Genomic DNA, 24,795 nt, shown 5'->3' with positions numbered 1-24,795 from the left:
CTCATGCGCCGAGATACGCCGCGACGACGTCGGGATGGTGCTGCACCTCGGACGGCGAGCCCATCGCCAGCACGCGGCCGTAGTTCAGCGCGATCACGCGGTCGGAGACGCGGTTGACCAGCGTCATGTCGTGCTCGACCATCAAGACCGTGATGCCGAGCTCGCTCTTCATGTCGCGGATCCAGAACGACATGTCGTCGGTCTCCTCGACATTGAGGCCGGACGACGGCTCGTCGAGCAGGATCAGCTTCGGCTCCGAGCACAGCGCGCGCGCCAGTTCTATCACCTTGCGCACGCCGTAGGGCAGACCCGAGATCAGCTTGTCGCGGTACGGTTCGAGATCGAGGAATTCGATCACCTGCTCGACCCGGCGGCGATGCGCCTTCTCGCTGGCCCGGACACTCGGCAGGAACAGCAGCTCCTGCCAGAGCCGGGTGGTGGAATGGCGATGGCGGCCGACCAGCAGATTGCTCAGCACGGTCGCATTCTCGAACAGCTCGATGTTCTGGAAGGTGCGCGCGATGCCGAGTTTTGCGATGTCGTAAGCAGGCTGCTGGGTGATGTCCTGATCCTCGAAGAAGATCTTGCCCGAGGTCGGCGGATAGATCCGCGAGATCAGGTTGAAGATCGAGCTCTTCCCGGCGCCATTGGGCCCGATGATCGAGAGGATCTCGCCCCTCTCGACCGCGAAGCTGACGGCATCGACCGCCTTGAGGCCGCCGAAATGCAGGGACAGGTTCTCTGCGCGGAAATAGCTCATCGGTTCCGCTCCGATTTCACGTAGATCTTCTGCCGCTTGAAGGTCGCGCGCTTGTAGAGCGGGAACAGCTGGAAGAAGAGCTTGATCTTGAGCCAGCGGCCATAGAGTCCCAGGGGCTCAAACAGCACGAACACCACGATGATGACGCCGTAGATCGCGCCCTTCAGCCCGTTCGCGGAGGCAAACGCTGCAACCGCATCCTGGATGTGGCCTGCGCGCTCGCTGCCGGCGCCGAGCGTTGCCGCGACGCCGCCGATCACGCCGGGCATGTCGTCCTTCAGATAGGTCAGGAATGGATCGATCATGACCAGGAAGATCGCACCCAGCACGGCGCCATGCAGGCTGAAGGTGCCGCCGATCAGGATCACGATGATGAACTCGATCGAAAGCTGCAGCGTGAACATCTCGGGCGATATGAAGGAGAGCTTGTGGGCGAACAGCACGCCGGCGAAGCCGGTGATCGCCGCGGAGATCGCGAACGACTTCACTTTGTACAGCGCGACGTTGATCCCCATGCTGCGCGCCGCGGTCTCGCTGTCGCGGATCGCGACAAAGGCACGCCCGGTCGGCGAGCGCAGCAGATTGAGCGTGCCGACGATGGTCAGCACCAGCACCGCAAGGCAGAGATAATAGAAGGTCGGGCCGTCGCGCGACACCGTGATGCCGAGCAGCTGCATGGTCTTGATCCGCATGCCCTCATTGCCGTGGGTCACGCTTTCCCAGCGCGCCATGATTTCCTCGACGATGAAGGCGAACGAGATCGTCGCGATCACGAGATAGATGCCCTGCAGCCGCAGCGCCGGAAAACCGACCAGCGCGCCGACCACGCCGGTCAACAGGCCCGCCGCGAGGAAATAGACCGGAAACGGTACGTTGAACTGCTGCAGATAGGCCGCGGTATAGGCGCCGATCGCCAGAAACGCGGCATGGCCGAGCGAAGCCTGTCCGGTGAAGCCGGTCAGGATCATGAGCCCGACGCCGACCGTCGCATAGATGCAGACGAAGACCAGCTGGCTCATCAGATAACTTGAGAGCACGTAGGGCGCGATCAGCAGCACCGCCAGCAACAGGCCGTAGCAGTAGACGTAGCCGGAATGCGGAAACAGCCTGATGTCGTCTTCGTAGTCGGTCTTGAAGAGAAACCGCATGCTGGCTCCTCAGACTTTCTTACGGACGTGAAGACCGAACAGGCCTTCGGGCTTGAGCAGCAGCACCGCGAGCAGCACGATGTAGGGCGCGACGTCCTTCCATCCCTGCGGCAGATAGAAGCCGGCCATGCTCTCGATCACACCGATCAGGACGCCGCCGACCACCGCACCGGGGATCGAGCCGAAGCCGCCGAGCACGGCGGCCGGAAACGCCTTCAGCCCCAGCACCAGGCCGACATTGGAGTGGATGAAGGTGATCGGCGCCAGCAGCACGCCGGCGCAGGTCGCCACCGCCGCCGAGATCGCCCAGACGATCGAGACCACGCGCTTGACCGGGATGCCCATGTAATAGGCAGCCAGCATGTTCTCGGAGCTGGCGCGCATCGCAGTGCCGAGCGTGGTGCGGTTGAAGAACAGATAGAGCAGCGCGCACAGGATGACGGTCGCCGCGATCACCGACAATTTGTCATAGGCGAGCACCAGGCTGCCGATCCTCAAGACGCCCTGGCTGAACGGCGTTTCGATCTTGAAGTCGTCGGTGCCCCAGATCATGCCGGCGACCGAGCGCAAGAAATAGCCGAGCCCGATCGTCGCCATGATGATAGAGAACTGCGGATAGCCGAGGATCGGCCGTACCACGACCCGCTCGGCCAGCATGCCGAACAGCGCCATGCAGATCACCGCGCCGGCGAAGCCGACCCAATAGTTCAGCCCGAGCATGCCGATGAAGGTGAAGGCGAAAAAGCCGCCCAGCATCATCAAATCGCCTTGCGCGAAATTGACGACCTCGGTTGCCTTGTAGACCAGCACGAAGCCGAGCGCGATCAGGCCGTAAACGCAGCCGAGCGCGATGCCGCTGACGAGCTGCTGAACGAAGTCCAGCATCGTTCCCTCCCCGATGCCCGGCGATTCTTATCCGATCGCTCGTTGCATCCCGCCTTCACGCCCTTGTGTCGGAAGCGCTGAAAGCCGCCTATGTCCGACCGGGATTGAGCCAAAACGCCTGATCCCTGTCAACAAACCGCTGATCCGGCTGTATCATCACATTTGCGGAGATTTGCCGCAGCACGGACTAATACGGATATCGCGTTCGATTGTCCCCGTGTGATTCACTGCACCGAAACGGTTTTTGTCCAAGGTCACGCAACCGACGAGCGAACTCCCGGATCGCCAAATACCATGACTTCGGAACTGTCCGCACTCGCCGTGCGAGGGTTAACCAAGCGTTTTGACCGCCCGGCGGTGGACGCGCTCGATCTCACCGTCCGTGTCGGCGAGTTCTATGCGCTGCTCGGGCCGAACGGCGCCGGCAAGACCACCACGCTGCGCATGGTGGCGGGGCTGCTGCGGCCCGACGCTGGCTCGGTGTCGATCCTCGGGATCGACGCGCTGGCCGATCCGGTCTCAGCCAAGCAGATCATGGCCTGGGTGTCCGACGAGCCGATGATCTACGACAAGCTGACGCCGCTGGAGTATCTCGAATTCGTCGCCGGCCTGTGGGGCATCGATCCCCGCACGTCGGAGCAGTCGGCACGCAATCTGCTGGTGTCGCTCGGGCTCGAGCCGCATCTCAACGAGCGCTGCGAGGGCTTCTCCAAGGGCATGCGCCAGAAGGTGGCGCTCGCCGGCGCGCTGGTGCATGATCCCCGCCTGATCATTCTCGACGAACCGCTGACCGGCCTCGACGCGCTGTCGGCGCGTCACGTCAAGGGACTGCTGCAGGAGCGCGTCCGCGCCGGCTGCACCGTGATCATGACTACCCACATTCTCGAGGTCGCCGAGCGCATGGCCGACCGCATCGGCGTGATCGCGGCCGGCAGGCTCATCGCCGAAGGCACACTCGCCGAGCTGCGCGCGCGGAACGGCAGCAACGACACCACGCTCGAAGACATGTTCATCGCGCTGGTCGATACCGAAGCGGCGGCCGCGTGAGCTCGACCGCCCATCTCACCTGGTTCGTGCGCCACGAATTCCGTCTGGCCTGGCGCGAATGGCTGGCGATGATGACCGGCGGCCGGCGCCGGCGCAATCGCGCCGTGATCGGCCTGCTGGTGTTCGCGGCGATCCTGCATCTGCCGGCCTATGCCGTGGTCGCCCGCTATGTCGACCTGCGGTTTCCGCTCGATCCGTCCTCACTGATCGTGCTGACCGCAACGATCTTCCTGGCTTGGGCGCTGATGCTGTCGCAGGCGATCGAGTCGGTGACGCGGGTGTTCTACGCCCGCGCAGATCTCGATCTGATCATGTCGTCGCCGGCAAAACTCACCAACATCTTCTCGATCCGGATCGCTGCGATCGCGCTGACCGTGAGCAGCATGGCGCTGTTGCTGTCGACGCCGTTCATCGACGTGCTGGTGTACCTCGGCGGCGCACGCTGGCTTGCCGGCTTCGGCGTCGTGCTCGCGATCGGGGTGTCGGCGGCCGCCGCGGCGATCGCCGTCACCGCATTGCTGTTTCACCTGATCGGGCCGAGCCGGACGCGGCTGGTGGCGCAGATCGTCTCCGCCGTCATCGGCGCCGGCTTCGTCATCGCGCTGCAAATCGTCGCGGTGCTGTCCTACGGCACGCTGTCGCGCTTTGCCTTTCTGACTTCCGATACCGCGGCACGCATTGCCCCGGCCCCCAGCAACCTGCTCTGGTGGCCGGCCCGGGCATCGCTCGGCGATTTCGAAATCATGATGCTATTGCTCGCCGCCGCGCTCGTGCTGCTCGGCGTCGTGATGGCGGTGTTCGCGCCGCGGTTTGCCGACACCGTCGCGCGCGTTGCCGCCAATCCGGCTGCGGTCACGCAAGGACGCGCCCGCGCGTTCCGGACCGGCTCGCGGCAGCAGGCGCTGCGGCGCAAGGAATTCCTGCTGCTGCGCCGCGATCCGTGGCTGCTGTCGCAGACTCTGATGCAGATGCTCTATCTGCTGCCGCCGGCGCTGATGTTGTGGCGCAGCTTCTCCGGCACGTCGACCGCGATCGTGCTGATCACGCCCGTGATCGTGATGGCGGCAGGCCAACTCGCCGGTGGCCTCGCCTGGCTGACCATTTCGGGCGAGGACGCGCCCGATCTGGTGGCAACCGCGCCGTTGCCGCCGGCGCGGGTGACCCGCGCCAAGGTCGAGGTCGTCCTGATCGCGATCGCCACGGTTTTCGCGCCGCTGGTGGCCGCGCTGGCGTTCGCCTCGCCGGGGCAGGCCGCGGTCACCGCGATCGCGATCGTGATCGCGACCGCATCCGCCGCCGCGGTCCAGCTCTGGTTCCGCGCGCAGGCCAAGCGCAGCCAGTTCCGCCGGCGCCAGACCTCCTCCCGCATCGCCACCTTCGCGGAAGCCTTCTCCTCGATCGGCTGGGCCGCAACCGCTGCGTTGGCCCTGACGATCCCGGCGGCTGCGCTCGTCAGCGGCATTCTGACGCTGCTGACGCTCGCCACCGCCTGGAAGATCAGCCCGCGGCGCGCGTAAGATTTAGCCCTTCACCAGCTCCATCACCGCCGCGGCAAACGCCTCCGGCGCTTCCTGCGGCAGATTGTGGCCGGCGCCCGGGACCACGCGATAGGCCCGGCGGGCCGTGTATTTGGCCGCGCTGGCGCTGCCGTCGCCGGCAGCCGTAACCCCGTCATCGCCGCCATCGAGCGTGATGGTGGGGACCGTGATCACCGGCAGCGTGTCCAGCCGCCGCTGCAAATCCGCATATTGCGGATCTCCAGCGACGACGCCGTAGCGATGCCGGTAGCTGTGGATCACCACGTCGACATAGTCAGGGTTGTCGAATGCGACCGCGGTGCGCTCGAAGCAGGCATTGTCGAACGCCCAGCTCGGCGACCATTGCGACCACAATATCCTGGCAATCCCGCCTCGGTTGGCGGCAAGTCCCGCCCGTCCGCGCTCGAGCTGGAAGTAGTACTGATACCACAGCGGCACCTCGCGCTCCGGGCGCGCCGGCACCATCGCATGCGCGATGTCCTGGATCATGTAGCCATTGGTGCAGACCAGCCCGATGCATCGGTCCGGCCACAGCGCCGCGCCGATCGACGCGGCGCGGCCACCCCAGTCATAGCCGGCGAACACCGCGCGCTTGATGCCAAGCGCATCCATCAGCGCCATCAGGTCGGCCCCGACCGCCGCCTGCTCGCCCGAGCGCGGCGTCGCCTTGTCGCGGAACAGCGTTGGTCCGTAGCCGCGCAGATAGGGCACGATGACCCGGCAGCCGTGCGCCGCCAGCAGCGGGGCGACGTCGACATAGGAATGGATGTCGTAGGGAAAGCCGTGCATCAGCATCACGGCTGGACCGTCGGCCGGGCCGACCTCGTAATAGGCGATGGTGAGCACGCCTGCGTCGACATGGCGCAACGGCTCGAGCCGCTTGGTGGATGATGCGCGCGGGGCGGAGCTATTGTCGGTCACGCAGAACTCCCTGATCGCCGTGATCTGCGCGGCATGATAGCGCCTGCCAACCGAATAATCGCCCGGATCGTGTTGCAGCCAACGCCATGGAGCGATGCGCCGGCCTCATCATGACGGAACGCCAATTGCGAGATAGTCTGACGTCGGCGGATGTCGCCGCAGACGGAACAGCTCATGCTGAGATTGCTTGCCGCGCTCGTCCTGCTGGGAACATTGACCAGCCACGCCTTGGCGCAGGCCGCCCAGCGCAGCGAGTGCCTCGCGATGGCCAGTGCGCCACCGCGTGCCATCCCGGTGAGCTACCGGCGCGTCGCGGCGAAAGCCGACGAGGTCGCGATCACCTATGCCGGGCATTCCACCTATTACATCGACACGCCCGGCGGCATTAGGATCGCAACCGACTACAACGGCGTCTATCAGACCGGGCGGCTGCCCGACGTCGCGACCATGAACCGGGCGCACGCGACGCATTACACGCTGTTTCCAGACCCGAAAATTCCCCATGTGCTGCACGGGTGGGGCGAGAACGGCCAAGCCGCGCACTACGGGATGCGGATCGGCGACGTCTATATCCGCAACGTCACGACCGACATCCGCCGCTACTGGGGCGAAGATTCCGGCGGCGAGATGATCAAGGACGGCAACTCGATCTTCATCTTCGAGGTCGCCGGCCTCTGCATCGGGCATCTCGGCCACCTCCACGTCAAGCTCGACGACAGCCATTTCGCGGCGATTGGAAGGCTCGACATCGTGATGGTGCCGATCGACGGCACCTATACGATGTCGCTCGACGGCATCTCCGAGATCACCAAGCGGCTGCGCGCGGCCGTCGTGCTGCCGATGCACCGCTTCGCCACCCCGCTCGACGAGTTCATGCGCCTGATCGGCCAGCAGTTCGAGATCGACCGCCGCGGCGGCGAGCGCACCTTGCGGATTTCGCGCGACACGCTGCCGGCGACGCCGACCGTGATCATCCTCGACGGCGTGTAATGTCTGTCCAAGAAGAAGCAAACCAAACGGGAGTGAAAATCGATGGCCAGCACCCTGCCCGCCTCCGCCAGCGGGCTCTATGCCAATCCGCGCGAAGACTGGCTCGCCCAATATACCGAGGAGATCATTGACCCGGCCCGCCCGATCGTCGATCCGCACCACCATCTCTGGGACCGCGGCGGCTTGCGCTATCTGATCGAGGAGATGCGCGACGACACCGCCTCGGGCCACAACATCGTTGCGACCGTCTATGTCGACTGCCGGTCGATGTATCGCGCCGACGGGCCGGAGGCGTTCCGCCCGGTCGGCGAAGTCGAGTTCGCCAACGGCGTCGCGGCGATGGCGGCGAGCGGCGGCTACGGCAAGGCCAAAATCTGCGCCGGCATCGTCAGTCACGTTAACCTTCTGATCGGCGACCAGGCCAAGGCGGTGCTGGAGGCGGAGATATCAGCCGGCAACGGCCGGTTCCGCGGCATCCGCCACTCCTCGGCCTGGGACGAGGACCCCAACGTCGCCCACATGTACGCGAACCGTCCGAAGGGCATCTTGCTGGATTCCACCTTTCGGAGGGGGTTTGCCTGCCTGGCGCCGCTCGGCCTCAGCTTCGACGCCTGGCTGTTCCACCCCCAGCTCGGCGAACTGACCGACCTCGCCCGCGCCTTTCCCGACACAAGGATCGTGCTCGACCATTGCGGCGGTCCGGTCGGCACCGGCCGCTTCGCCGGCAAGCGCGAGGAGACCTTTCCGGTCTGGAAGGCGTCAATCCAGGAGATCGCCAAATGCCCGAACGTCGTGGTCAAGCTCGGCGGGCTGGCGATGTGCCTGCTCGGCTACGACTTCCACCTCCACCCCAGGCCGCCCTCGTCGGAGGAACTCGCCGCCGCCTGGCAGCCCTATGTGGAGACCTGCATCGAGGCGTTCGGCCCGAACCGTTGCATGTTCGAAAGCAACTTCCCACCTGATAAGGGGCAGTGCAGTTACCAGGTCATCTTCAACACCTTTAAACGGCTTGCATCACAATATAGCGAAGCCGAGAAGACGGCGTTGTTCCTGAAGACGGCAAAGGATGTCTATCGGCTCGATATCGGGTAAGCTCTCGACTCATGGATGACAGCATCACCATCCGGCCGCTTCGAGAGGCTGATGCGGAAGCGGTGGTCGAACTCTACGCAAAGGCGGCTGCGGTTGAACCGCGGCTGGGCCCTGTCACGCTGCCGCAGTGGGACCAGTTCTTGAAGCTGGCGCAGAACCGTGGCGGCCGCGACTTTCGCATCGCTGAACGGAACGGCCTGCTTGTCGGCTTGGCCGAATCTTCGTTGCGCGATCAGGGCGCGCATCATTCCCGATTCCTCAAGATCGTCGTCGCGCCCGAGAGGCGGCGGCGCCGGATCGGCCTCGCGCTGTTTGACGACGTGCTTGCGATCGACAATGACGCCGATATCGCCGTGCAGACCCTGGTGAGCAGCGATTGGCCGGCGGGAATGGCCTTCGTGGCGGCATTCGGTTTCGTTCATCTCGAGTCCGAGATCGGGATGAAGTGCGTCGAGCCGTTGCAACCGGCCCGCACCCTCGCGGCGGCCCGCGCCACCATCGAGCAGGCCAGCGATGTCACCGCCTGCGCGGCTGAGGTGGCCCGCATCCACAACACCGCCTATGCCTCGGACTCCGCCTTCCGCCTGTATTCGCCGGAGGAGATGGCGCAGGTCCTGACCGAGAGCGAGGTCTGGATCGCGTCGGAGGATGGCCAGATGTCGGGCTTCTGCCTGACCGAGCCGGAGCGGAACTCGATGTGGATCGAGTCGGTCGCCGTCGATCCGGCGCGGCAAGGACGCGGGCTCGGCCAGCTGCTGGTCTACCGCGTGCTGGCCGCGCACGACGTGTCGGTCGAGCATCCCTGCTGGCTCAACGTCTCAAGCCGCAACGCCCCCGCGCTGAAGATCTATCGCCGCCTCGGCTTCAAGCCGCAGCACGAGACCTGCCGCTTCAGCGCGCCGCGGGGCGAGCTGATTGCTGCGCGGGAGCGGCGGTTTGGCTAGCCATTTGCAGCGTAACTCGGGGGCAACGGCAGACTTATCCCCGTCACCCTGAGGAGCGCGTAGCGCGTCTCGAAGGGTCGACGGCCACACTCTCGCTGGTAGAGAAGCAACGCGCGGACGCATCCGGGCCGTGCATCCTTCGAGACGCGGCCAAGTGGCCGCTCCTCAGGATGACGGAATTGAGTTGCGCAAGACGAGTTAGCCGCGCCTTACGCCCACTCGCCCTTGCGGAACACCGGCACGCTGCGGCCGTCGGCATGGATGCCGTCGATGTCGGTGTGGGCGGAGCCGATCATCCAGTCGATATGGATCAGGCTCTTGTTGCCGCCCTGCTCGGCGATCTGCTGCGGCGTCAGCTTGTCGCCATTGATAAAGCATTTCGAGTAGCACTGGCCGAGCGCGATGTGCGAGGCAGCGTTCTCGTCGAACAGCGTGTTGAAGAACAACAGCCCGCTCTTCGAGATCGGCGATGAGTGCGGCACCAGCGCGACCTCGCCGAGGCGGCGTGCGCCCTCGTCGGTGTCGAGCACCTTCTTCAAAACTTCCTCACCGCGCGAGGCCCTGGCCTCGACGATGCGGCCTTCCTCGAATTTCACCGAAATATTGTCGATCAGCGTGCCCTGATAGGACAGCGGCTTGGAGCTGACGACGTGGCCTGAGACACGGCGGCAGTGCGGCGTGGTGAAGACTTCCTCGGTCGGGATGTTGGCATTGCAGACGATGCCGTTCTTGGCGGTCGACGCGCCGCCTTCCCATTCATGACCGTCGGCGAGCCCGATCGTGAGGTCCATGCCGGGACCGGAATATTTCAGCGCGTGGAAGCGCTGGCCGTTCAGCCATTCGGTGCGCTCGCGCAGCCTGGCATTGTGCCTTTCCCAGTTGGCGACGGCGCCGTCCTGGTCGACCCGGGACGCGGAGAAGATCGCGTCGGCAAGCTTTGCGACCGCGACATCCTCGGCATCGTCAGGAAATACCTGCTTGGCCCAGGACGTGCTCGGATAGGCGATGATGTTCCAGTTGGTGTCGAAATTGACGATCTTCTCCAGCGCCGGCTGGTAGGCGATCGAATTGGCCTTGCTGGCGCGCGCCACCTTGGTCGGGTCCTCGCCCGACAGCAGCATCGGATTGTCGCCGACGATCGCAAGCCGCGCGGTGTTGGCGCCGAACGCCTTCGCCATGCCCTCGTAGAGCCAGCCCGCGGCGCGATCGAAGCTCGCATCGTTGGCGTAGCGATAGCGCGCCAGCGTGAGCTCTTCGTCCGAGAAGAACGGGGTCACCAGACCCGCGCCGGCCCTGTAGGCATGCTCCACCACCCGCCGCACCAGCGGCATGGCCGCGGAAGGCGCCGTCAGCAAGAGGTCCTGCCCCGGCTGCAGCTGCAGGCCGACCTTGATCGCGACTTCGGCGAGCCGATCAAGCTTCACGGGATCGATCGAGGCGGAAAGGTTGCGTTGATGTGCGGTCATGAAGCGTCCGGCCGTGTCGTTTGAGGGATTTTAGGGATTCGTAGTCCAATTCGATCCGCATCCGCAAGGTTCCTGCCCGCCGCGCCCGATCACGCGCCGGCGAGCGATTGCCGCGAATTTTACCGCGTCGCCGAGGCCAGCACCCGGTCGACCATCTCGGGCGCGAGGCCGAGATAGTTCTTCGGCGCGGTGAGGCGGTCGATGGTCGCCCGATCGATCCGGCTCGCGACGCGATCATCCGCCGCCAGCGCCTCGGCCAGCGTCAGGCCCTTGTCGTTGGCGAGCCGGCAGGCGTCGTAGACCACGTCATGCGCCTCCTGCCGGCCGATCGCGGGCGCAAGGCCCATCATCACGGCTTCGGCCACAATGAGCCCGCGGCTGATGTCGAGATTGTCGGCCATCCGCTTCTCGTCGACGATCAGGCCGCCGAGCGCAAACCTTGCCTGGTGCAGCGCGCCCGCGGTCAGCACGAAGCTTTCCGGGATCGCCATCCACTCGGCGTGCCAGGGACCGGTGGCGCGCTCGAAATCCTGCACCATCGCATCCAGCATCAAGCCGGCATGCTGGCGCACCGCCTTGGCAGCGGCGAGCATCAGCTCCGACGAGATCGGGTTGCGCTTCTGCGGCATGGTCGACGACGCGCCGCGCCCCTTCACGAACGGCTCGTAGACCTCGGCGAACTCGGTCGACGCCATGATCATGATGTCGAGCGCGATCTTGCCGAGCGTGCCCGTGACCAGCGCGAGGAAATTCACCGCTTCCGCCAGCCCGTCGCGCGCGACGTGCCAGGTGGAGACGGGAACGCCGAGGCCGAGCTCCTCGCACAGCACCTTCTGGACCGCGAAGCCCTTGTCGCCCAGCGAGGCCAGCGTGCCGGCGGCGCCGGCGAACTGGCCGACCAGCACCCGCGGCTTGAGCTCCGCCAGCCGCGCGGCGTGGCGATCGAACGCGGCGAGCCAGATCGCGGTCTTGTAGCCGAAGGTCACCGGCAGCGCCTGCTGCAGATGGGTGCGGCCGGCCATCGGCGTGTCGCGATGTTTCTTTGAGAGATCGGCGAGGATGCCGCGCAGCGCGGCGATGTCGCCCTCGATGATTTTGAGACCATCGCGCAGTTGCAGCACCACGGCGGTGTCCATGATGTCCTGCGTGGTCGCGCCCCAATGGACATAGCGGCCGGCCTCGCCGCACTGCTTCGCCATCTGGTGCACCAGCGGCAGGATCGGATAGCCGACGACATCAGTCTCCTGCCGCAGCAGATCGAAGTCGAACGCGCCGACATCGGTACGCCTTGCGATTTCCTCGGCCGCTTCCGCCGGGATCACGCCGCAGCGCGCCTCGGCCTTGGCCAGTGCGACCTCGACCTCGGCGTAGCGCGCGATCAGCCTCAGGTCGGAAAACACCTCGCGCATCTCGCGGGTGCCGAAGGCATCGCGAAACAGCACGGAATCGAGCACGGTGGTCGAGGTCGGGAAGGCGGACATGGGCGCATCCTGTTGCCGATCGCAGTCGGCAACGTCCCTATCACGGCGCAGGCCCGTACCCTACCCCTCCGCGGGCGCCTCGCCGAACACCTCGGCTGCGATCTTGCTGGTCTCGATCGCGGCCGGAATGCCGCAATACATCGCGACCAGCAACAGCACGTCCTGTACCTGCGCGGCGGTGCAGCCATTGGCCAACGCGCCCTTGGCGTGGACGCGGAACTCGGTCGGCTTGCTGCTTGCCGCGGTGATGCCGAGCATCACGAGGCTGCGGATCTGGTCGGACAGCCCGGAGCGCTCCCAGACGTCGCCATAGACGTAAGCATTGATGATGTTTTGCAGCGGCGTGCCAAAATCGCCCGCGGCGGCCATCCGCTTGGCGACATCGACCTCGCCGAACATCTTCTGGCGCCGACGCAGCCCGCGCGCATGGAGATCGCTGGTGTCCACCATTGTCGTCTGGCTCCCCTGTATGGGCTATTTATACGGATAAATATGTCGCATCTCAATATTCCGATGGGCCTCTCGCTTGCACTTCCGGCATATTTGTCCGTATAAATTCACCCAAGCAAAAGCGGAGGGACCGGGATGAAGTTACGGCTGGGGCTGCTCGTCGTCCTGCTCGCGACACTTCCGGTCCTGCCGGCTTTGGCCGCGGACGATTTCCCGCAACGGCCGCTCAGGATCATCGTGCCCTTCCCGGCCGGCGCCGGTCCCGACAATGTCGCGCGGCTGGTCGGCCAGCATCTGCAGGACGCGTTCGGCCAGACCGTGCTGATCGAGAACCGCGCCGGTGCGCTCGGCAGCATCGGCGCCCAGGAAGTCGCCCGCAGCGCGCCCGACGGCTACACGCTGTTGATGGGCACCAACACCACCCACGCCAGCAATGTCGCGACGCTCAAGAGCCTGCCCTACGACCCGGTGAAGGACTTTGCACCCGTGATCCGCACCACCACGACGGCGATGGTGCTGCTGGTCAACCCGAAGCTGGCGGCGAAGGACCTGCCGCAGTTCCTCAGCTACGCCAAGGCCACCCCCAATCTGACCGCGGGCTACGGCTCCGGCGCATCGCAGATCTCGATCGCACAATTGCAGTCGCGCGGCGGCCTGTCGCTGATCGCGGCGTCCTATCGCGGCGTACCGCAGGCGATGACCGACGTGATGGCGGGCGTCATCGATCTGACTTTCGGCGATTTCTCGGTCGCGATCCCGCAAATGCAGGGCGGCACCTTGCGCGGCATCGCCGTGACGTCGGCGGCCCGCAACGAGCTGACGCCCGGCCTGCCCGCACTGTCAGAAGCGATGCCCGGCTTCGAGGCTACCATCTGGTACGGGCTGTTCGCGCCAGCCGGCACGCCGGAACCGGTGATCAACAAGATCTATGCCGAGTGCGCCAGGTACCTCGCGATGCCGGAGACGAAGAAGAAGCTCGCCGATGTCGGCGTGATCGTGGCGCCGCTGGCGCCGGCCGAGTTCGGCGCCTTCGTCAGGAGCGAGGTCGTGCGCTGGTCGGCGGAGGTGAAGGCGGCCGGCATCCAGCCGCAATAGCGAAGCGGCGGCGTATCATGGCTCGCGAGACACCTGTCGGCATGATCGGGCTGGGGCTGATGGGATCGGCGCTTTCGGCGCGGCTGATCGATGCCGGCGTCGGGGTGATCGGCTTCGACGTCGACGCCGCGAAGACCGATGGGTTACGGGCCAGCGGCGCCGAGTTCGCGGCCTTCGCCGCCGACGTCGCAGCGCGCTGCCGGACCATCGTCATCGCGGTGTATGACGCGGCCCAGGTCACGGGCTTGCTGCCGGACCTCGCCAACTCGGCACTGCCGCCGCTTGTGATCTGCACCACCACCTGCGCACCGGGCGAGATCGCCACGATTGCCGAATTCGCGTCCCGCTCGCGCCTCTCCTTCATCGAAGCCCCAATCTCCGGCACCAGCGCCGAGGTCCGCGCGGGCACGGCCACCGCGCTGGTCGCTGGCGATCGCGACGTCATCGCAGCCGCCACGGCGACGCTCGACATCCTCTGCCCGCAGCGGATCAATGTCGGCGCGATCGGCGATGCCAGCCGCACCAAGCTCGCGATCAACCTGATCCTGCAGAGCAACCGCGCCGCTTTGGCCGAGGGCATCGCCTTTGCCGAAAGCCTCGGCCTCGACGGCGCGACGTTCCTTGCGACCGCGCGGCAATCGGCAGCATATTCCAAGGTGATGGACAGCAAGGGACCGAAGATGCTGGCGCGGGATTTCTCGCCGCAATCGCATATCGCGCAAACCTTGAAGGACGCCGAGCTGATCCTGCAGGAGGCCGGCCGGCACGGCCTGCCCTTGCCGCTGACCTCGGCGCAGGCCGAGCTGCTGCGCGCGGCGATCGCGCTGCAAGGCCCGGACCGCGACAGCGCCGCGGTCATCGAGGCGATCCGTGCCGGACGCGGCCAGGACAAGGAACACTCATGATCAACTGTGCGATCGCGGGCCTTGGTCGCTGGGGCCGCGCGCTGGTCGAGGCTGCGCAGAGCGAGCCTCGGCTCAGAATCATCCACGCGGTGGAACCCGACATCAACGGCGCTGCGAGCTTCTGCGCGGCGCATGGCCTGTCGCCTGCGGCTAGCCTCGAGACCGTGCTGGCCGAACCCGATGTCGATGCCGTTCTGCTGGCAACGCCGCATTCGCTGCACCGGAGCCAGGTGATCGCGGCAGCCAGAGCCGGTAAGCACGTGTTTTGCGAGAAGCCGCTGGCGCTGAGGCGCAGCGATGCGGCCGAGATGTTCGCGGCCTGCCGCAATGCCGGCGTGCTGCTCGCGGTCGGGCATAACCGCCGGTTCTGGCCGTCGATGCAGGCGCTGCGCGCGATGGTCGCGAGCGGCGAGCTCGGCACGATCCTGCATGTCGAGGGCCACAACAGCAACGAGAACTCGCAGTCCATCACGCAGGGCTGGCGGCTGTCGCCCGAGGAATCGCCCGGTGGCGGACTGACCGGCGCGGGCCTGCATGTGCTGGACGGCTTCGTCAGCCTGCTCGGCCCCGCGCGCCAGGTCTATGCCCGGTTGAGTGTGCGCGAAGCCGGACCGCCGCCGCTCGACACTGCAACTTTAGCGATTGAATTTGTGAATGGCGTGAGTGCAACCCTTGCTACGGTCCGCGCAACACCGTTCTATTGGCGCGTGCATGTGTTCGGAACGAAGGGATCCGCAGAGGTGCTCGACGAGGGGACGATGGTGCTACGGACATCCGGCGAGGCACCGAGAGCGACGTGCTATCCGGCGGTCGACACGCTCACTGCGGAACTTACCGCCTTTGCCGACGCGGTCGAACGCAAGCAGCCGTTCCCGGTACCGGAGGCAGATGTGCTGGCGACACTCGCCGCGTTCGAGGCCGCGCTGCAATCGATGCAGTCTGGGCATCCGGTTGCCTGCCATACGGCATACCAGTGATCTGCCATGTCTGAACAACCGGACAGGGCGAGATCGTCCCGCTATCGCGACATCGCCACCGGACTGCAAAAGGACATCCGTCTCGGCACCTACGCAGTCGGCAATCTGCTGCCGACCGAGACCGAGTTGATGGCGAGCTATCAGGCCAGTCGGCAGACCGTGCGCGAGGCGCTGCGCATCCTGATCGACCAGGGCCTGATCGTGCGCCGCGCCGGCCTCGGTTCGGTGGTGATCGCCTCCGAGCCGCCGGTGCTGTTCACCCACAGCGTCAAGTCGCTCGGCGAATGGCTGCGCTATTCCAACGAGACCTACCGCGACGTCGTCGCCAGCAGCGACGTCGTCGCCGACCGCAAGTTGGCGGCGCTGCTGAAATGCGAGCCCGGCAAGAGCTGGTTCCTGATCGAGGCGGTGCGCCGCTCCGACCAGTTCGCCGCCCCGCTCGGCTGGACCGAGATCTACGTGCTGCGCCGGTTCGCCGACGTCGTGACCCGCAGCGACCACGGCCGCACCCCGGTGCACGAGCAGATCGCCAAGATGTACGGCCAGGTCACCGAGCGTGCGCAGATGGAAATCTTCGTGCGGGGCATGCCGGCGCCGATCGCCAAAGCCCTCGGCGTCAAGCCCGGCTCGCCGGCGCTCACCGTGGTCCGCCGCTACTACGGCCTGCGCGAGGAACTGTTCGAGGTCACCATCACGACGCACCCGGAAGGGCGCTACACCTACACGATGGACATGCAGCGCTCGCTGCGGCCGAAGCTTTAGAATTTTGTTGGGACGCGTTTCGCTGCGAAACGCGCTATCGCGCCCGCGCCAGGTGCGTGGTGGCGGAAGTATGTGCCATCTGCGGGGTGCCGCTCACGCCCCAGATCACGACCGCGATCAGCGCGGCCGCCCAGACATATGGCACAGCATTCGGCTTCTTCATTTCCGAGATCATCCCCAACGTCTCAGATGCACCGATCGACCTCGCGACCTGCGTCGTGAATCTCACGACCTCAATTGTCAGCGTCTCACCAGACACCCGTCCTTCACAACGCTACTAAGGTTAGACCTTGTCGGTTTCAGGACGTCTTCGTGCGAATCCGGAAATGATTTCGTGGGAACCCGGCCCTCTCATCCGAATTGATGAGACTGCGGTCTTAGCGGCGCGGCACTCGCGGCAGGCCGGGAGAATATCCTGCTTAAATTTGAGTCAGATGCACAACAAACATTCCAAAGCGCCGTCGCTGAATTCTTTTTGATTGTCCGCCGGACTCCAGCCGTGGCATGCCTGCGGCTGTGACACTGCGATGACAAGGGTTCTCCCGTGACTGCCCAACCGGCCAAACCGCACGGCGGCTCCCGCCGCCATTCCAAGGAATCGCAGGACGAAGTCGCGCGGTCGCTGGAACGGGAGCTGCAGTTCCTGACCGAAGAGCGGCAGGAGCGCGCCCTCCGGCTCGGCCTCGACTTCGCAGCCAAGACGCCGAAGACGGACCACTAGGCGCGCGGCCTCCGGACGCGAGGGCGCTGGACCGGCGCGACCGCAAACTCCGATTCAATTGTCAAACAGCTTGCCCGTATCACCACCCGCGCATGCGGGCGATCAAGTGTGTGAGGGCACGGCCCACCACGTCTGGCGAAAGCCGGGACCCAAACCACCGCATTCCGTGATGAACGGGATGGCGGCCCCAGCGCGCACGACAATTGAGATTTGGGGTAATGGGTCCTGGCCTTCGCCAGGACGACGATGAGGATGGTTCTCGCGCGATACGACGCACCGTCATTTGCGGACTTCAGCTCGGTGTCATGCCCGGCAAGCCGGGCGATGACAGCGCGTTGGGTGGCGACGATGCCGCGTTATGCGGCGACGCCGTCGCTCCTGCTCAGTACCCCTTGCCGCTCGCGAGCTGGTCGGTGTGGAAGTTGCTGTCGCCGAACAGTTCCTGGCAGACGCGGGCGCGCTTCACGAAGAAGCCGATGTCGAACTGGTCGGTCATGCCCATGCCGCCGTGCATCTGCACGCCTTCCTGGACGGCGAGCGTCGCGGTGGTGCCGGCGCGCGCCTTGGCAACCGCGACTGCGGTGACGGCCTTCTCGACATCCGTATCGAGCGCCTGCAACGCCTTCAGAACGGCGGCGCGGGTGATCTCGATGTCGATGTAGAGCTGGGCCGCGCGATGCTGCAGCGCCTGGAACTCGCCGATCGCCTTGCCGAACTGCTTGCGCTCCTTCAGGTAGGTCACGGTGCGGCCGAACACCTCGTCGGAGAGACCGAGCATTTCGGAGGCGACCGCGCCGCGGCCGATATTGAGCACGCCCTCGAGCAGGCCGCCGCCCTGATCGACCTCGCCGAGCACGCTGTCGGCGTTGACCTCGATATTGTCGAACACGATGCGCGCCGCGTTGTGCGAATCGACCATCGCGGTGCGCTCGACCGCTAGGCCCTTGGCCTTCGGATCGACCAGGAACAGCGTCAGGCCGTTCTTGTCGCCGGCGCTGCCGGCCGTGCGTGCCGCGACGATCAGCAGATCGGCGGTGTGGCCGTCGACCACGAAGGCCTTGTCGCCAGACAATTTGAAGCCGTTGCCGGCGCGCGTGGCCTGCAACTTGGTCTGCAGCGGGCGATGCTTCGCGCCCTCATCGATCGCGAGCGCCGCGAGCAGCGAGCCGTCGGCGATGCCAGGCAGGTGCTGCGCTTTCTGCGCCTCGCTGCCGCCGCGCGACAGCGCTGAGGCCGCAAGCACCGAGGTCGCAAGGAACGGCGAGGGCATCAAGGTGCGGCCGATCTCCTCCATGACGATGCCGGCCTCGACGCAGCCGAGCCCGCTGCCGCCGAACTGGTCCGGCACCAGCAGGCCGGAAAAGCCCATCTCGGCAAAGGTCTTCCAAAGCTCGCGCGAGAAGCCGGTGGAATCCTTGCTGTCGCGCAAGGAGCGCAGATGCGCCACCGGCGCCTTGTCGCTGATGAGACCGCGCGCACTGTCGCGCAGCATGGATTGTTCTTCGGTGAGGACGAGGGCCATGGAGAATCCGATCTAACGTTCTAAGTAGAAAATTTCCGAGTTCGTCATTCCGGGGCGATGCGACAGCATCGGACCCGGAATCTCGAGGTTCCACAATGCGCCATCGCGCATTGGGGTTCGTCGCTTCGCGACGCCCCGGAACGACGGCAGCAACTACGCCCCCGGCAGATCGAGGATGCGCTTGGCGACGATGCCGAGCATCACCTCCGAGGTGCCGCCCTCGATCGAGTTGGCCTTGGTGCGCAGCCAGGCGCGCGGGCGGGCACCGCCCCGGGAGCGGTCGCTCTCCCATTCCAGCGCGTCGATGCCGCCGGCCGACATCAGGATCTCGTAGCGGCGCTTGTTGAGCTCGGTGCCGTAATACTTCATCGCCGAGGAGAACGCCGGATGCGACTGCCCGGCCTTGGCGAGATCGACCGCGCGCTCGGCGGCCGCAGCGAGCGCGGCCTCGTCGACCTCGAAGTTCGCGATCTGGCCGCGCAGCTGCGAATCGTCGAGCTTGCCTTGCGCGTCCGCGCCCACCGAGTCGGCGGCGATCTGGCCGAGCGGACGGCCGACGCCGCGCTCGCCCATGCCCGAGATCATCGCGCGCTCGTGCTGCAGTAGATATTTCGCGACATCCCAGCCGCGGTTGACCGTGCCCACGACATGCGATTTCGGTACCCGGACATTGTCGAAGAAGGTCTCGCAGAACGGCGAATAGCCGGAGATCAAGAGGATCGGCTTGGTCGACACCCCCTTCGACGTCATGTCGAAGAGAATGAAGCTGATGCCGTCGTGCTTTTTGGCCGCGGGATCGGTACGGACGAGGCAGAAGATCCAGTCGGCGTAGTTGGCGTAGGAGGTCCAGATCTTCTGGCCGTTGATGATGTAGTCGTCACCGTCGCCGACCGCGCGGGTCTGCAGCGAGGCGAGGTCGGAGCCGGCGTTCGGCTCGGAATAGCCCTGGCACCAGCGGATCAGGCCCGCGGTGATCTTCGGCAGATGCTCCTTCTTCTGCTCTTCGGTGCCGTATTTCAGCAGCGCCGGTCCGAGCATCGAGATGCCGAACGAGGTCAGCGGCGCCCGCGCGCCGATCGCCGCCATCTCCTGGCGCACGATCTTGGCCTCCTCGCCGTCGAGGCCTCCGCCGCCATATTCCTTCGGCCAATGCGGCACGGTCCAGCCCTTGTCGCGCATCCGCTCGAACCAGACGCGCTGCGCGTCGGAGGAGAATTTCGTGTTGCGGCCACCCCAGAAGGTGTCGCCATCCGAGGTCGTCGGCTTGCGCATCTCCGCCGGGCAGTTCTGCTCCAGCCAGGCGCGAGTCTCTGCGCGGAATTTCTCGAGGTCAGCCATGGTGCGTTTCCAGTCAAAATCGACGAATTGGATTCGACCTTAGACCTACGCAGCCGCCGAATTCAATATGCCTCGCGGCCGCGCCATGCTCTGGCGTCGCTACTCACCTTACGCGATCGGGTGTATCGCCGAGATGGGGTAACGATTGAAAAACAAGAGGAAACGGACATGCGGCTGAAGCTGCTTTCGCCTAGCGAAATGAACGCCGCCCAGAAAGAAACCTACGACGAGTCGATCGCCGGCAAGCGCGGCGCGCCACCGGCGCCGATGATGGCCTGGCTCAACAGCCCGGAGATGGCGCGGCACGCCACGCGGCTCGGCGAGGTGCTGCGCTTCGACACCATCTTCCCGCCGAAGCTCTCGGAGATCGCCATCCTCGTCACCGCGCGGCACTGGACCGCGCATTACGAATGGTATGCCCACAAGCGCCTCGCGCTAAAGGGCGGCCTCGACCCCAAGATCATCGAGGACATTCGGGTGCGCCGGACGCCGAGCTTTGACGATCCCAAGGCCAGGGTGATCTACGACGTCGCCAAGGCATTGCACGAAGGTCACGGCCTGCCGAAGGGACTGTATGACGAGGCGGTCGAGGTGCTGAGCCAGCGCGGCCTGGTCGAGGTGATCGGCCTCTGCGGCTATTACACCATGGTGTCGATGACGCTGAACACGTTCGAGTTCCAGCTGCCCGGTGGCGAACTGTCGGAGCTCTGCTAGGCCCGGCGGACCGTGGCGCCTTCCGGAAACCCTGGGTTTCCGGATCGGTCGCTCTGAGTTCGGCAAATCCGGACTATATCAACGGCAGAAGCCTTGCCCTTGATGCAGGGCGCTGACCCGAATGGAGCCGGACCATGCCGCAAAATCCTCCCATCATCGCGGGCACCCGGATCGGGCATGTCCACCTCAAGGTCGCCGATCTCGAGCGCGCGCTCGGCTTCTATTGCGGCGTGCTTGGCTTCGAGCTGCAGCAGCGGCTGGGCGCGGATGCGGCCTTCATCTCGGCCGGCGGCTATCACCACCACATCGGCCTCAACACCTGGGAGAGCAAGGGCGGCCATCCGCCGCCGCCAGGCACCACCGGCCTGTTCCACACCGCCATTCTCTACCCGACCCGTCCGGCGCTCGCAGACGCGCTGCACCGGGTGCTGTCGGCCGGCATCCAGCTCGACGGCGCCAGCGACCACGGCGTCAGCCAGGCGCTGTACCTGCGCGATCCCGACGAGAACGGCGTCGAGCTCTATTGGGACCGGCCCGAGGCCGAATGGCCGCGCAGCGCCGACGGCAAGCTGTCGATGTTCACCCGGCGGCTGGATCTTGAAGATCTGCTGAAGCAGCGGGCGGTGTAATTCCGTAACGCGGATTGTAGCCCGGATGGAGCCAACGGGTCGCGCGAACGCGCGCCCGTTGGCTCCATCCGGGTTACGGGTTCAGAAATAGGTGCGCGAGCAAGCCGGCCGCGTAGAGCCCAACGCCGAACACAGCGTGCGTCACGAGGCTCTGCAGCCGCGAGGCCCATGGACGGGGCGTGCGGCTCGCGGCAAGACCGGCTCCCATCGCCGGCTGCATCACCAGGAACGGCGCGGCCACGCTGCCGATCCCGACCAACAAAGCCGGAGCGATGGTCGGCTGCCGCACCCAGTCGAGCCCGACAATCGCAAGCAGCACGCCGGCTAAGCCGACCCCGATCAGATAATGCGCGGCCCAGCCGATCGCCCGTTCACCCGCGACCGGCGGCGACGCGGCGATGCGGTCGTGGCATAGGCACCCGGACGCGAGATGGCCGAGCCAGCGGCCGACCAGGGCATAGTCTAGCGACGGAATGCCGAGCACGCGCGTGCGGACGATCCCCCAAATGTCCATCACGATGGTGGCGCCGGCCCCGATCAGCACCGCACGCGCCAAAAAGTCCGTCGCGTCAACCATGTGCAGCCGGCGCCCGCGCCGCGACCATCCAGCAGGCCGCGGTGAAGCGAATTTCGTTGTCGTGGATGTAACGATCGAAGGCACCGCCTACGGCCTCGATCACTTCGGTGCGACGCGGCTCCTCCATCGCCTGCAGCATCGTGCCGACCGGGCCGAGCCAACTCACGTAACGGGTCAGCTCCGCTGCCGGAAAGCGCAAGGCGATATCGACCGGCTCGATCGCGATCGCATCCCAGCCGCTATCCTCCAGGATGCTTTCAACCCGCCCCCGGTCCGCGAAGCCGAATTGCCCCGGCGCATCGGTACGCCGCGCCGGAAGGTCCGGCAGCAGCGGCTTTGCCGCCCGCTCCGCCGTCGTCATGAACGGGTTCTCGGCCGCACCGCGCCACGCGATGAAACGAAGCGCAGCACCCGGCCGGGCCGCGCGCCGCAGATTGGCGAAGGCCTGCACCGGATCGGCAAAGAACATCACGCCGAGACGCGAGATGATCATGTCGAAACTCGCCGGCGCGAAGACATGGGTCTGCGCGTCGGCGCAGATGAAGCTGGCAGGCCATCCTTCCCGCTCCGCGCGATCACGCGCCGCCGCGATCATGGGTTCGGAGATGTCGATACCGGTGCAATGCCCCTGCGGGCCGAGCACGTGAGCGACGGCGAATGTCGTGGCGCCGGTGCCGCAGCCGATGTCGAGCACGCGGCTCGCCGCTTCATCGGACACCGCCCGAGCCAGCAGGTCTTCAAGCGGCTTGAACATCCCTTCGAGCACGTCGCGGGTCTCGACCCAGGCGCGTCCGGCGGCACCGTTCCAGAGTTTGACGTGCTCGTCATCGGCCTGTGATGCGACACTCATGATCTCGTCCTTTGCAATTTGCCTGCCCTGATGCTTGCCTTGGGCAAGCGGCTAGCCGCACACTGCCAGTTCAAGTGAACTTGAGGTCAAGGCGATGCGGGACATCGACATCGCGGAGGTGGCGGAACTGTCGGGCGTTCGCGCCTCGACCCTGCGCTTCTACGAGGAAAAGGGGCTGATCGCCTCGCATGGACGGCGCGGGCTGCGCCGCCTGTTCGATCCGGGCGTGCTGGACCGGCTGGCGCTGATCGCGCTCGGACGCGCGTCCGGCTTCTCGCTCGACGAGATCGCAAGGATGTTCGCGCCCGACGGCAGGCCGCGCATCGACCGGAAGATGCTCGCGGCCAAGGCCGACGACCTCGACCGCACCATCCGCAGGCTGAACGCGATGCGCGACGGCCTGCGCCACGCCGCGGTGTGTCCGGCGCCGAGCCACATGGAATGTCCGACCTTCCGACGCCTGCTGCGGGTCGCAGCGGCCGGCAAGATCGGCGAGAAGAAGGTGCGACGGCCACGGAAGAAGCCCGGATGCAGCGCAGCGAAATCCGGGGTTCTTTCTATGAGACGATACTGTTCCCGGATTGCGCTTCGCTCCATCCGGGCTACAGGCTACGACAGATCCTTATTCCCCTTCCCCCTGAAAGGGGGAAGGTCGGGATGGGGGTCAGCCGCGGGCTCCGGTGCAAGTGGAGAGAGCGGATCCCCACCCGCTTTGCTCTGCGAGCAAAGCCACCTCCCCTTTTCAAGGGGAGGTGGAAGCTACTTCCCTTTCGTCATGATCGTCACCGCCGCGATCAGCTCGAGGCCGATGCAGCCGTAGAACGGCAGCGTGTAGCTGCCGGAGAGATCGTGCAGCAGCCCGATCACGCCGGGGCCAAAGGCGTAGGTGATCTGGTTGATCGCCGTGATCAGGCTGATCAGCACGCCGAACGCGCGCGGATCGAACTCGCGCTGCACGATCAGCGCCGGCAGCGTGATCAGATTGCCGACCGAGAAGCCGAACAGCGCGCAGGCGGCGATCTGTGCGATGTCGTTGTGCACGTTGATGATGACGGCGAGCGCGATCGCCTGGCTGACAAAGGACAGCGCTGACGCCAGCCGCTGGTTGAGCCGGTCGATCACGAAGGAAAACGAGACTCGGCCGACCACGGCCATCGCGGTCAGCAGCGCCATCGCCACGGTGGCGCGCTCGCGGCCGATCACCTGATCGAGGTAGGCGATCAGATGCACGATGAAGCCGACCTGGGCGAACAGCACCAGCGCGAAGGCAACCGACACCGAGAGGAAGCGGATGTCGCGCAGCGCACGGGCGCGCACCTGGGTCGCCGACGGCGCATCGGCCGCCGCCGAGGTCACCGCGTGCAGGTGCATCGGCGGCCGCCCGACGAAGATCAGGATCACGGGCACCATCACCACGACGAGCAGCACCGCGGCCGCGATCATCGCGCCGGAGAAGCCGAAAGTGCCGATCCCCGCCACCAGCAGCGGCACGCCGACGATGCCGCCAAAACTCGCGCCGTTCAGCGCCAGGCTGATCGCCATGCCGCGCTTCTTGTCGAACCAAAGGCCGAGCGTGTTGGTGATGATGGCGAGGCTGGTGCCGGCCCAGCCAAACGCCAGCAGCGCGTCGGCAAGATAGAGCTGCCACGGCTCGCGCACCTCGCCGATCGCAACCGCCGCGACCGCCATCGCGAAAGTGCCGGCGATCAGGCAGCTGCGCGCGCCGAACGCCTTGATCGCCTCGCTGACGAAGGCGACCAGCGCGGCGCCGAACAGATAGAAGAAGGTCGTGCCCGACGAGATCAGCGACGCCGGCCAGCCGTGCAGCTTGTGCAACTCGGCGACGTAGACGCTCTGGCCGTAAAAGCCCAGCCCCCAGCCGAAGGTCGCAAGCAGGAAGCAGACGACGACGATGCGCCAGCCTTCGTAACCAAGCGAGGATTCGTCATGCAGCGTGGGTGAGGATGCGTCCATTTCTTGCTC

25 protein-coding genes and 1 pseudogene are annotated in these 24,795 nt (G+C 65.8%); 13 read left to right on the top strand and 13 right to left on the bottom strand.

The window, feature by feature from the left end; all coding sequences use genetic code 11:
• Window position 1: 1 nt before the first annotated feature.
• Genes XH92_RS03575 through XH92_RS03565 form a run of 3 tightly spaced genes read right to left on the bottom strand, consistent with a single transcriptional unit; the run spans window position 2 to window position 2,793 of the window.
• Entirely contained in the window at window positions 2–760 is a 759-nt protein-coding gene (locus XH92_RS03575; RefSeq protein WP_194458001.1) for an ABC transporter ATP-binding protein, read from the bottom strand.
• A complete protein-coding gene (locus XH92_RS03570) occupies window positions 757–1,908 on the bottom strand; it encodes a branched-chain amino acid ABC transporter permease (RefSeq protein WP_194458000.1) in 1,152 nt (383 codons plus the stop codon). Before XH92_RS03570 ends, XH92_RS03575 begins: the two co-directional genes overlap by 4 nt.
• A gap of 9 nt (window positions 1,909–1,917) precedes the next feature.
• Entirely contained in the window at window positions 1,918–2,793 is an 876-nt protein-coding gene (locus XH92_RS03565; protein ID WP_194457999.1) for a branched-chain amino acid ABC transporter permease, read from the bottom strand.
• Between the two features lie 294 nt (window positions 2,794–3,087).
• On the opposite strand from XH92_RS03565, the gene XH92_RS03560 reads away from it, so the two are divergent.
• Window positions 3,088–3,840, top strand: a complete 753-nt coding sequence (locus XH92_RS03560; protein ID WP_194457998.1) for an ABC transporter ATP-binding protein — start codon at window positions 3,088–3,090, stop codon at window positions 3,838–3,840.
• Window positions 3,837–5,357 carry a permease gene (locus XH92_RS03555; RefSeq protein WP_194457997.1) on the top strand — a complete coding sequence of 507 codons (1,521 nt, stop codon included), beginning with the start codon at window positions 3,837–3,839 and terminating at the stop codon, window positions 5,355–5,357. The genes XH92_RS03560 and XH92_RS03555 overlap by 4 nt, the downstream gene beginning before the upstream one ends.
• 3 nt (window positions 5,358–5,360) lie before the next feature.
• Here XH92_RS03555 and XH92_RS03550 read toward each other — a convergent pair whose 3' ends face one another.
• Window positions 5,361–6,299 (bottom strand): alpha/beta fold hydrolase, encoded by a 939-nt coding sequence (locus XH92_RS03550; protein WP_246788210.1) that lies wholly within the window; start codon window positions 6,297–6,299, stop codon window positions 5,361–5,363.
• Between the two features lie 174 nt (window positions 6,300–6,473).
• On the opposite strand from XH92_RS03550, the gene XH92_RS03545 reads away from it, so the two are divergent.
• From XH92_RS03545 to XH92_RS03535, 3 genes are read left to right on the top strand one after another with little or no spacing between them, the layout of a single operon-like run.
• The gene (locus XH92_RS03545) at window positions 6,474–7,289 is read left to right on the top strand and encodes an MBL fold metallo-hydrolase (protein ID WP_194457996.1); all 816 of its coding nucleotides are present in this window, start codon (window positions 6,474–6,476) and stop codon (window positions 7,287–7,289) included.
• 42 nt (window positions 7,290–7,331) lie between these two features.
• Window positions 7,332–8,381, top strand: a complete 1,050-nt coding sequence (locus XH92_RS03540; RefSeq protein WP_194457995.1) for an amidohydrolase — start codon at window positions 7,332–7,334, stop codon at window positions 8,379–8,381.
• 11 nt (window positions 8,382–8,392) lie between these two features.
• The gene (locus XH92_RS03535; RefSeq protein WP_194457994.1) at window positions 8,393–9,325 is read left to right on the top strand and encodes a GNAT family N-acetyltransferase; all 933 of its coding nucleotides are present in this window, start codon (window positions 8,393–8,395) and stop codon (window positions 9,323–9,325) included.
• Between the two features lie 209 nt (window positions 9,326–9,534).
• Here XH92_RS03535 and XH92_RS03530 read toward each other — a convergent pair whose 3' ends face one another.
• The 3 genes from XH92_RS03530 to XH92_RS03520 all read right to left on the bottom strand — a co-directional run bounded on the left by XH92_RS03530 (window position 9,535) and on the right by XH92_RS03520 (window position 12,722).
• Window positions 9,535–10,791: an aminopeptidase gene (locus XH92_RS03530; protein WP_194457993.1), complete on the bottom strand. Its 1,257-nt coding sequence runs from the start codon at window positions 10,789–10,791 to the stop codon at window positions 9,535–9,537.
• Between the two features lie 119 nt (window positions 10,792–10,910).
• Window positions 10,911–12,272 carry an adenylosuccinate lyase family protein gene (locus tag XH92_RS03525; RefSeq protein WP_194457992.1) on the bottom strand — a complete coding sequence of 454 codons (1,362 nt, stop codon included), beginning with the start codon at window positions 12,270–12,272 and terminating at the stop codon, window positions 10,911–10,913.
• 60 nt (window positions 12,273–12,332) lie between these two features.
• Window positions 12,333–12,722, bottom strand: a complete 390-nt coding sequence (locus XH92_RS03520; protein ID WP_097670965.1) for a carboxymuconolactone decarboxylase family protein — start codon at window positions 12,720–12,722, stop codon at window positions 12,333–12,335.
• A 135-nt stretch (window positions 12,723–12,857) separates the two neighbouring features.
• Here XH92_RS03520 and XH92_RS03515 point away from each other — a divergent pair, with 135 nt between their 5' ends.
• From XH92_RS03515 to XH92_RS03500, 4 genes are read left to right on the top strand one after another with little or no spacing between them, the layout of a single operon-like run.
• The gene (locus XH92_RS03515; protein ID WP_194457991.1) at window positions 12,858–13,817 is read left to right on the top strand and encodes a tripartite tricarboxylate transporter substrate binding protein; all 960 of its coding nucleotides are present in this window, start codon (window positions 12,858–12,860) and stop codon (window positions 13,815–13,817) included.
• 17 nt (window positions 13,818–13,834) lie between these two features.
• Window positions 13,835–14,722, top strand: a complete 888-nt coding sequence (locus XH92_RS03510) for an NAD(P)-dependent oxidoreductase (protein WP_194457990.1) — start codon at window positions 13,835–13,837, stop codon at window positions 14,720–14,722.
• A complete protein-coding gene (locus tag XH92_RS03505; RefSeq protein WP_194457989.1) occupies window positions 14,719–15,699 on the top strand; it encodes a Gfo/Idh/MocA family protein in 981 nt (326 codons plus the stop codon). Before XH92_RS03510 ends, XH92_RS03505 begins: the two co-directional genes overlap by 4 nt.
• A gap of 6 nt (window positions 15,700–15,705) precedes the next feature.
• Complete coding sequence (locus XH92_RS03500) at window positions 15,706–16,461, top strand: GntR family transcriptional regulator (protein WP_194457988.1); 756 nt, start codon at window positions 15,706–15,708, stop codon at window positions 16,459–16,461.
• Between the two features lie 34 nt (window positions 16,462–16,495).
• On the opposite strand, the gene XH92_RS43565 is transcribed toward XH92_RS03500, so the two are convergent.
• Complete coding sequence (locus XH92_RS43565) at window positions 16,496–16,624, bottom strand: hypothetical protein (RefSeq protein WP_256437563.1); 129 nt, start codon at window positions 16,622–16,624, stop codon at window positions 16,496–16,498.
• Between the two features lie 381 nt (window positions 16,625–17,005).
• Between XH92_RS43565 and XH92_RS03495 the strand changes: the two genes are divergently transcribed.
• Window positions 17,006–17,182, top strand: a complete 177-nt coding sequence (locus tag XH92_RS03495) for a hypothetical protein (protein ID WP_194457987.1) — start codon at window positions 17,006–17,008, stop codon at window positions 17,180–17,182.
• Window positions 17,183–17,564: 382 nt separating this feature from the next.
• Here XH92_RS03495 and XH92_RS03490 read toward each other — a convergent pair whose 3' ends face one another.
• Both XH92_RS03490 and XH92_RS03485 read right to left on the bottom strand, forming a co-directional pair.
• Window positions 17,565–18,704 carry an acyl-CoA dehydrogenase family protein gene (locus XH92_RS03490; RefSeq protein ID WP_194457986.1) on the bottom strand — a complete coding sequence of 380 codons (1,140 nt, stop codon included), beginning with the start codon at window positions 18,702–18,704 and terminating at the stop codon, window positions 17,565–17,567.
• 153 nt (window positions 18,705–18,857) lie between these two features.
• Window positions 18,858–20,042 (bottom strand): acyl-CoA dehydrogenase family protein, encoded by a 1,185-nt coding sequence (locus tag XH92_RS03485; protein ID WP_194457985.1) that lies wholly within the window; start codon window positions 20,040–20,042, stop codon window positions 18,858–18,860.
• A gap of 168 nt (window positions 20,043–20,210) precedes the next feature.
• Between XH92_RS03485 and XH92_RS03480 the strand changes: the two genes are divergently transcribed.
• Window positions 20,211–20,756, top strand: coding sequence for a carboxymuconolactone decarboxylase family protein (locus XH92_RS03480; protein ID WP_194457984.1), 546 nt, complete (start codon window positions 20,211–20,213; stop codon window positions 20,754–20,756).
• Between the two features lie 134 nt (window positions 20,757–20,890).
• Window positions 20,891–21,385 carry a VOC family protein gene (locus XH92_RS03475; RefSeq protein WP_194457983.1) on the top strand — a complete coding sequence of 165 codons (495 nt, stop codon included), beginning with the start codon at window positions 20,891–20,893 and terminating at the stop codon, window positions 21,383–21,385.
• Window positions 21,386–21,458: 73 nt separating this feature from the next.
• Here the strand turns inward: XH92_RS03475 and XH92_RS03470 are convergent, their stop codons facing one another.
• Window positions 21,459–21,962: a DUF2938 domain-containing protein gene (locus tag XH92_RS03470; RefSeq protein WP_194457982.1), complete on the bottom strand. Its 504-nt coding sequence runs from the start codon at window positions 21,960–21,962 to the stop codon at window positions 21,459–21,461.
• Entirely contained in the window at window positions 21,955–22,812 is an 858-nt protein-coding gene (locus tag XH92_RS03465; protein ID WP_194457981.1) for a class I SAM-dependent methyltransferase, read from the bottom strand. Before XH92_RS03465 ends, XH92_RS03470 begins: the two co-directional genes overlap by 8 nt.
• A gap of 94 nt (window positions 22,813–22,906) precedes the next feature.
• Here XH92_RS03465 and XH92_RS03460 point away from each other — a divergent pair.
• Window positions 22,907–23,329: pseudogene (locus XH92_RS03460) on the top strand (helix-turn-helix domain-containing protein); the annotation flags it as partial.
• A gap of 242 nt (window positions 23,330–23,571) precedes the next feature.
• Here the strand turns inward: XH92_RS03460 and XH92_RS03455 are convergent.
• Window positions 23,572–24,786 (bottom strand): MFS transporter, encoded by a 1,215-nt coding sequence (locus XH92_RS03455; RefSeq protein WP_194457980.1) that lies wholly within the window; start codon window positions 24,784–24,786, stop codon window positions 23,572–23,574.
• Between the last annotated feature and the right edge of the window lie 9 nt (window positions 24,787–24,795).

The sequence above is a fragment of the Bradyrhizobium sp. CCBAU 53421 genome (genome assembly GCF_015291625.1).
Classification (GTDB): Bacteria; Pseudomonadota; Alphaproteobacteria; order Rhizobiales; family Xanthobacteraceae; genus Bradyrhizobium.
The sequence above is the reverse complement of the archived record's forward strand: the minus strand, read 5'-3'. Positions and strand labels throughout refer to the sequence as shown.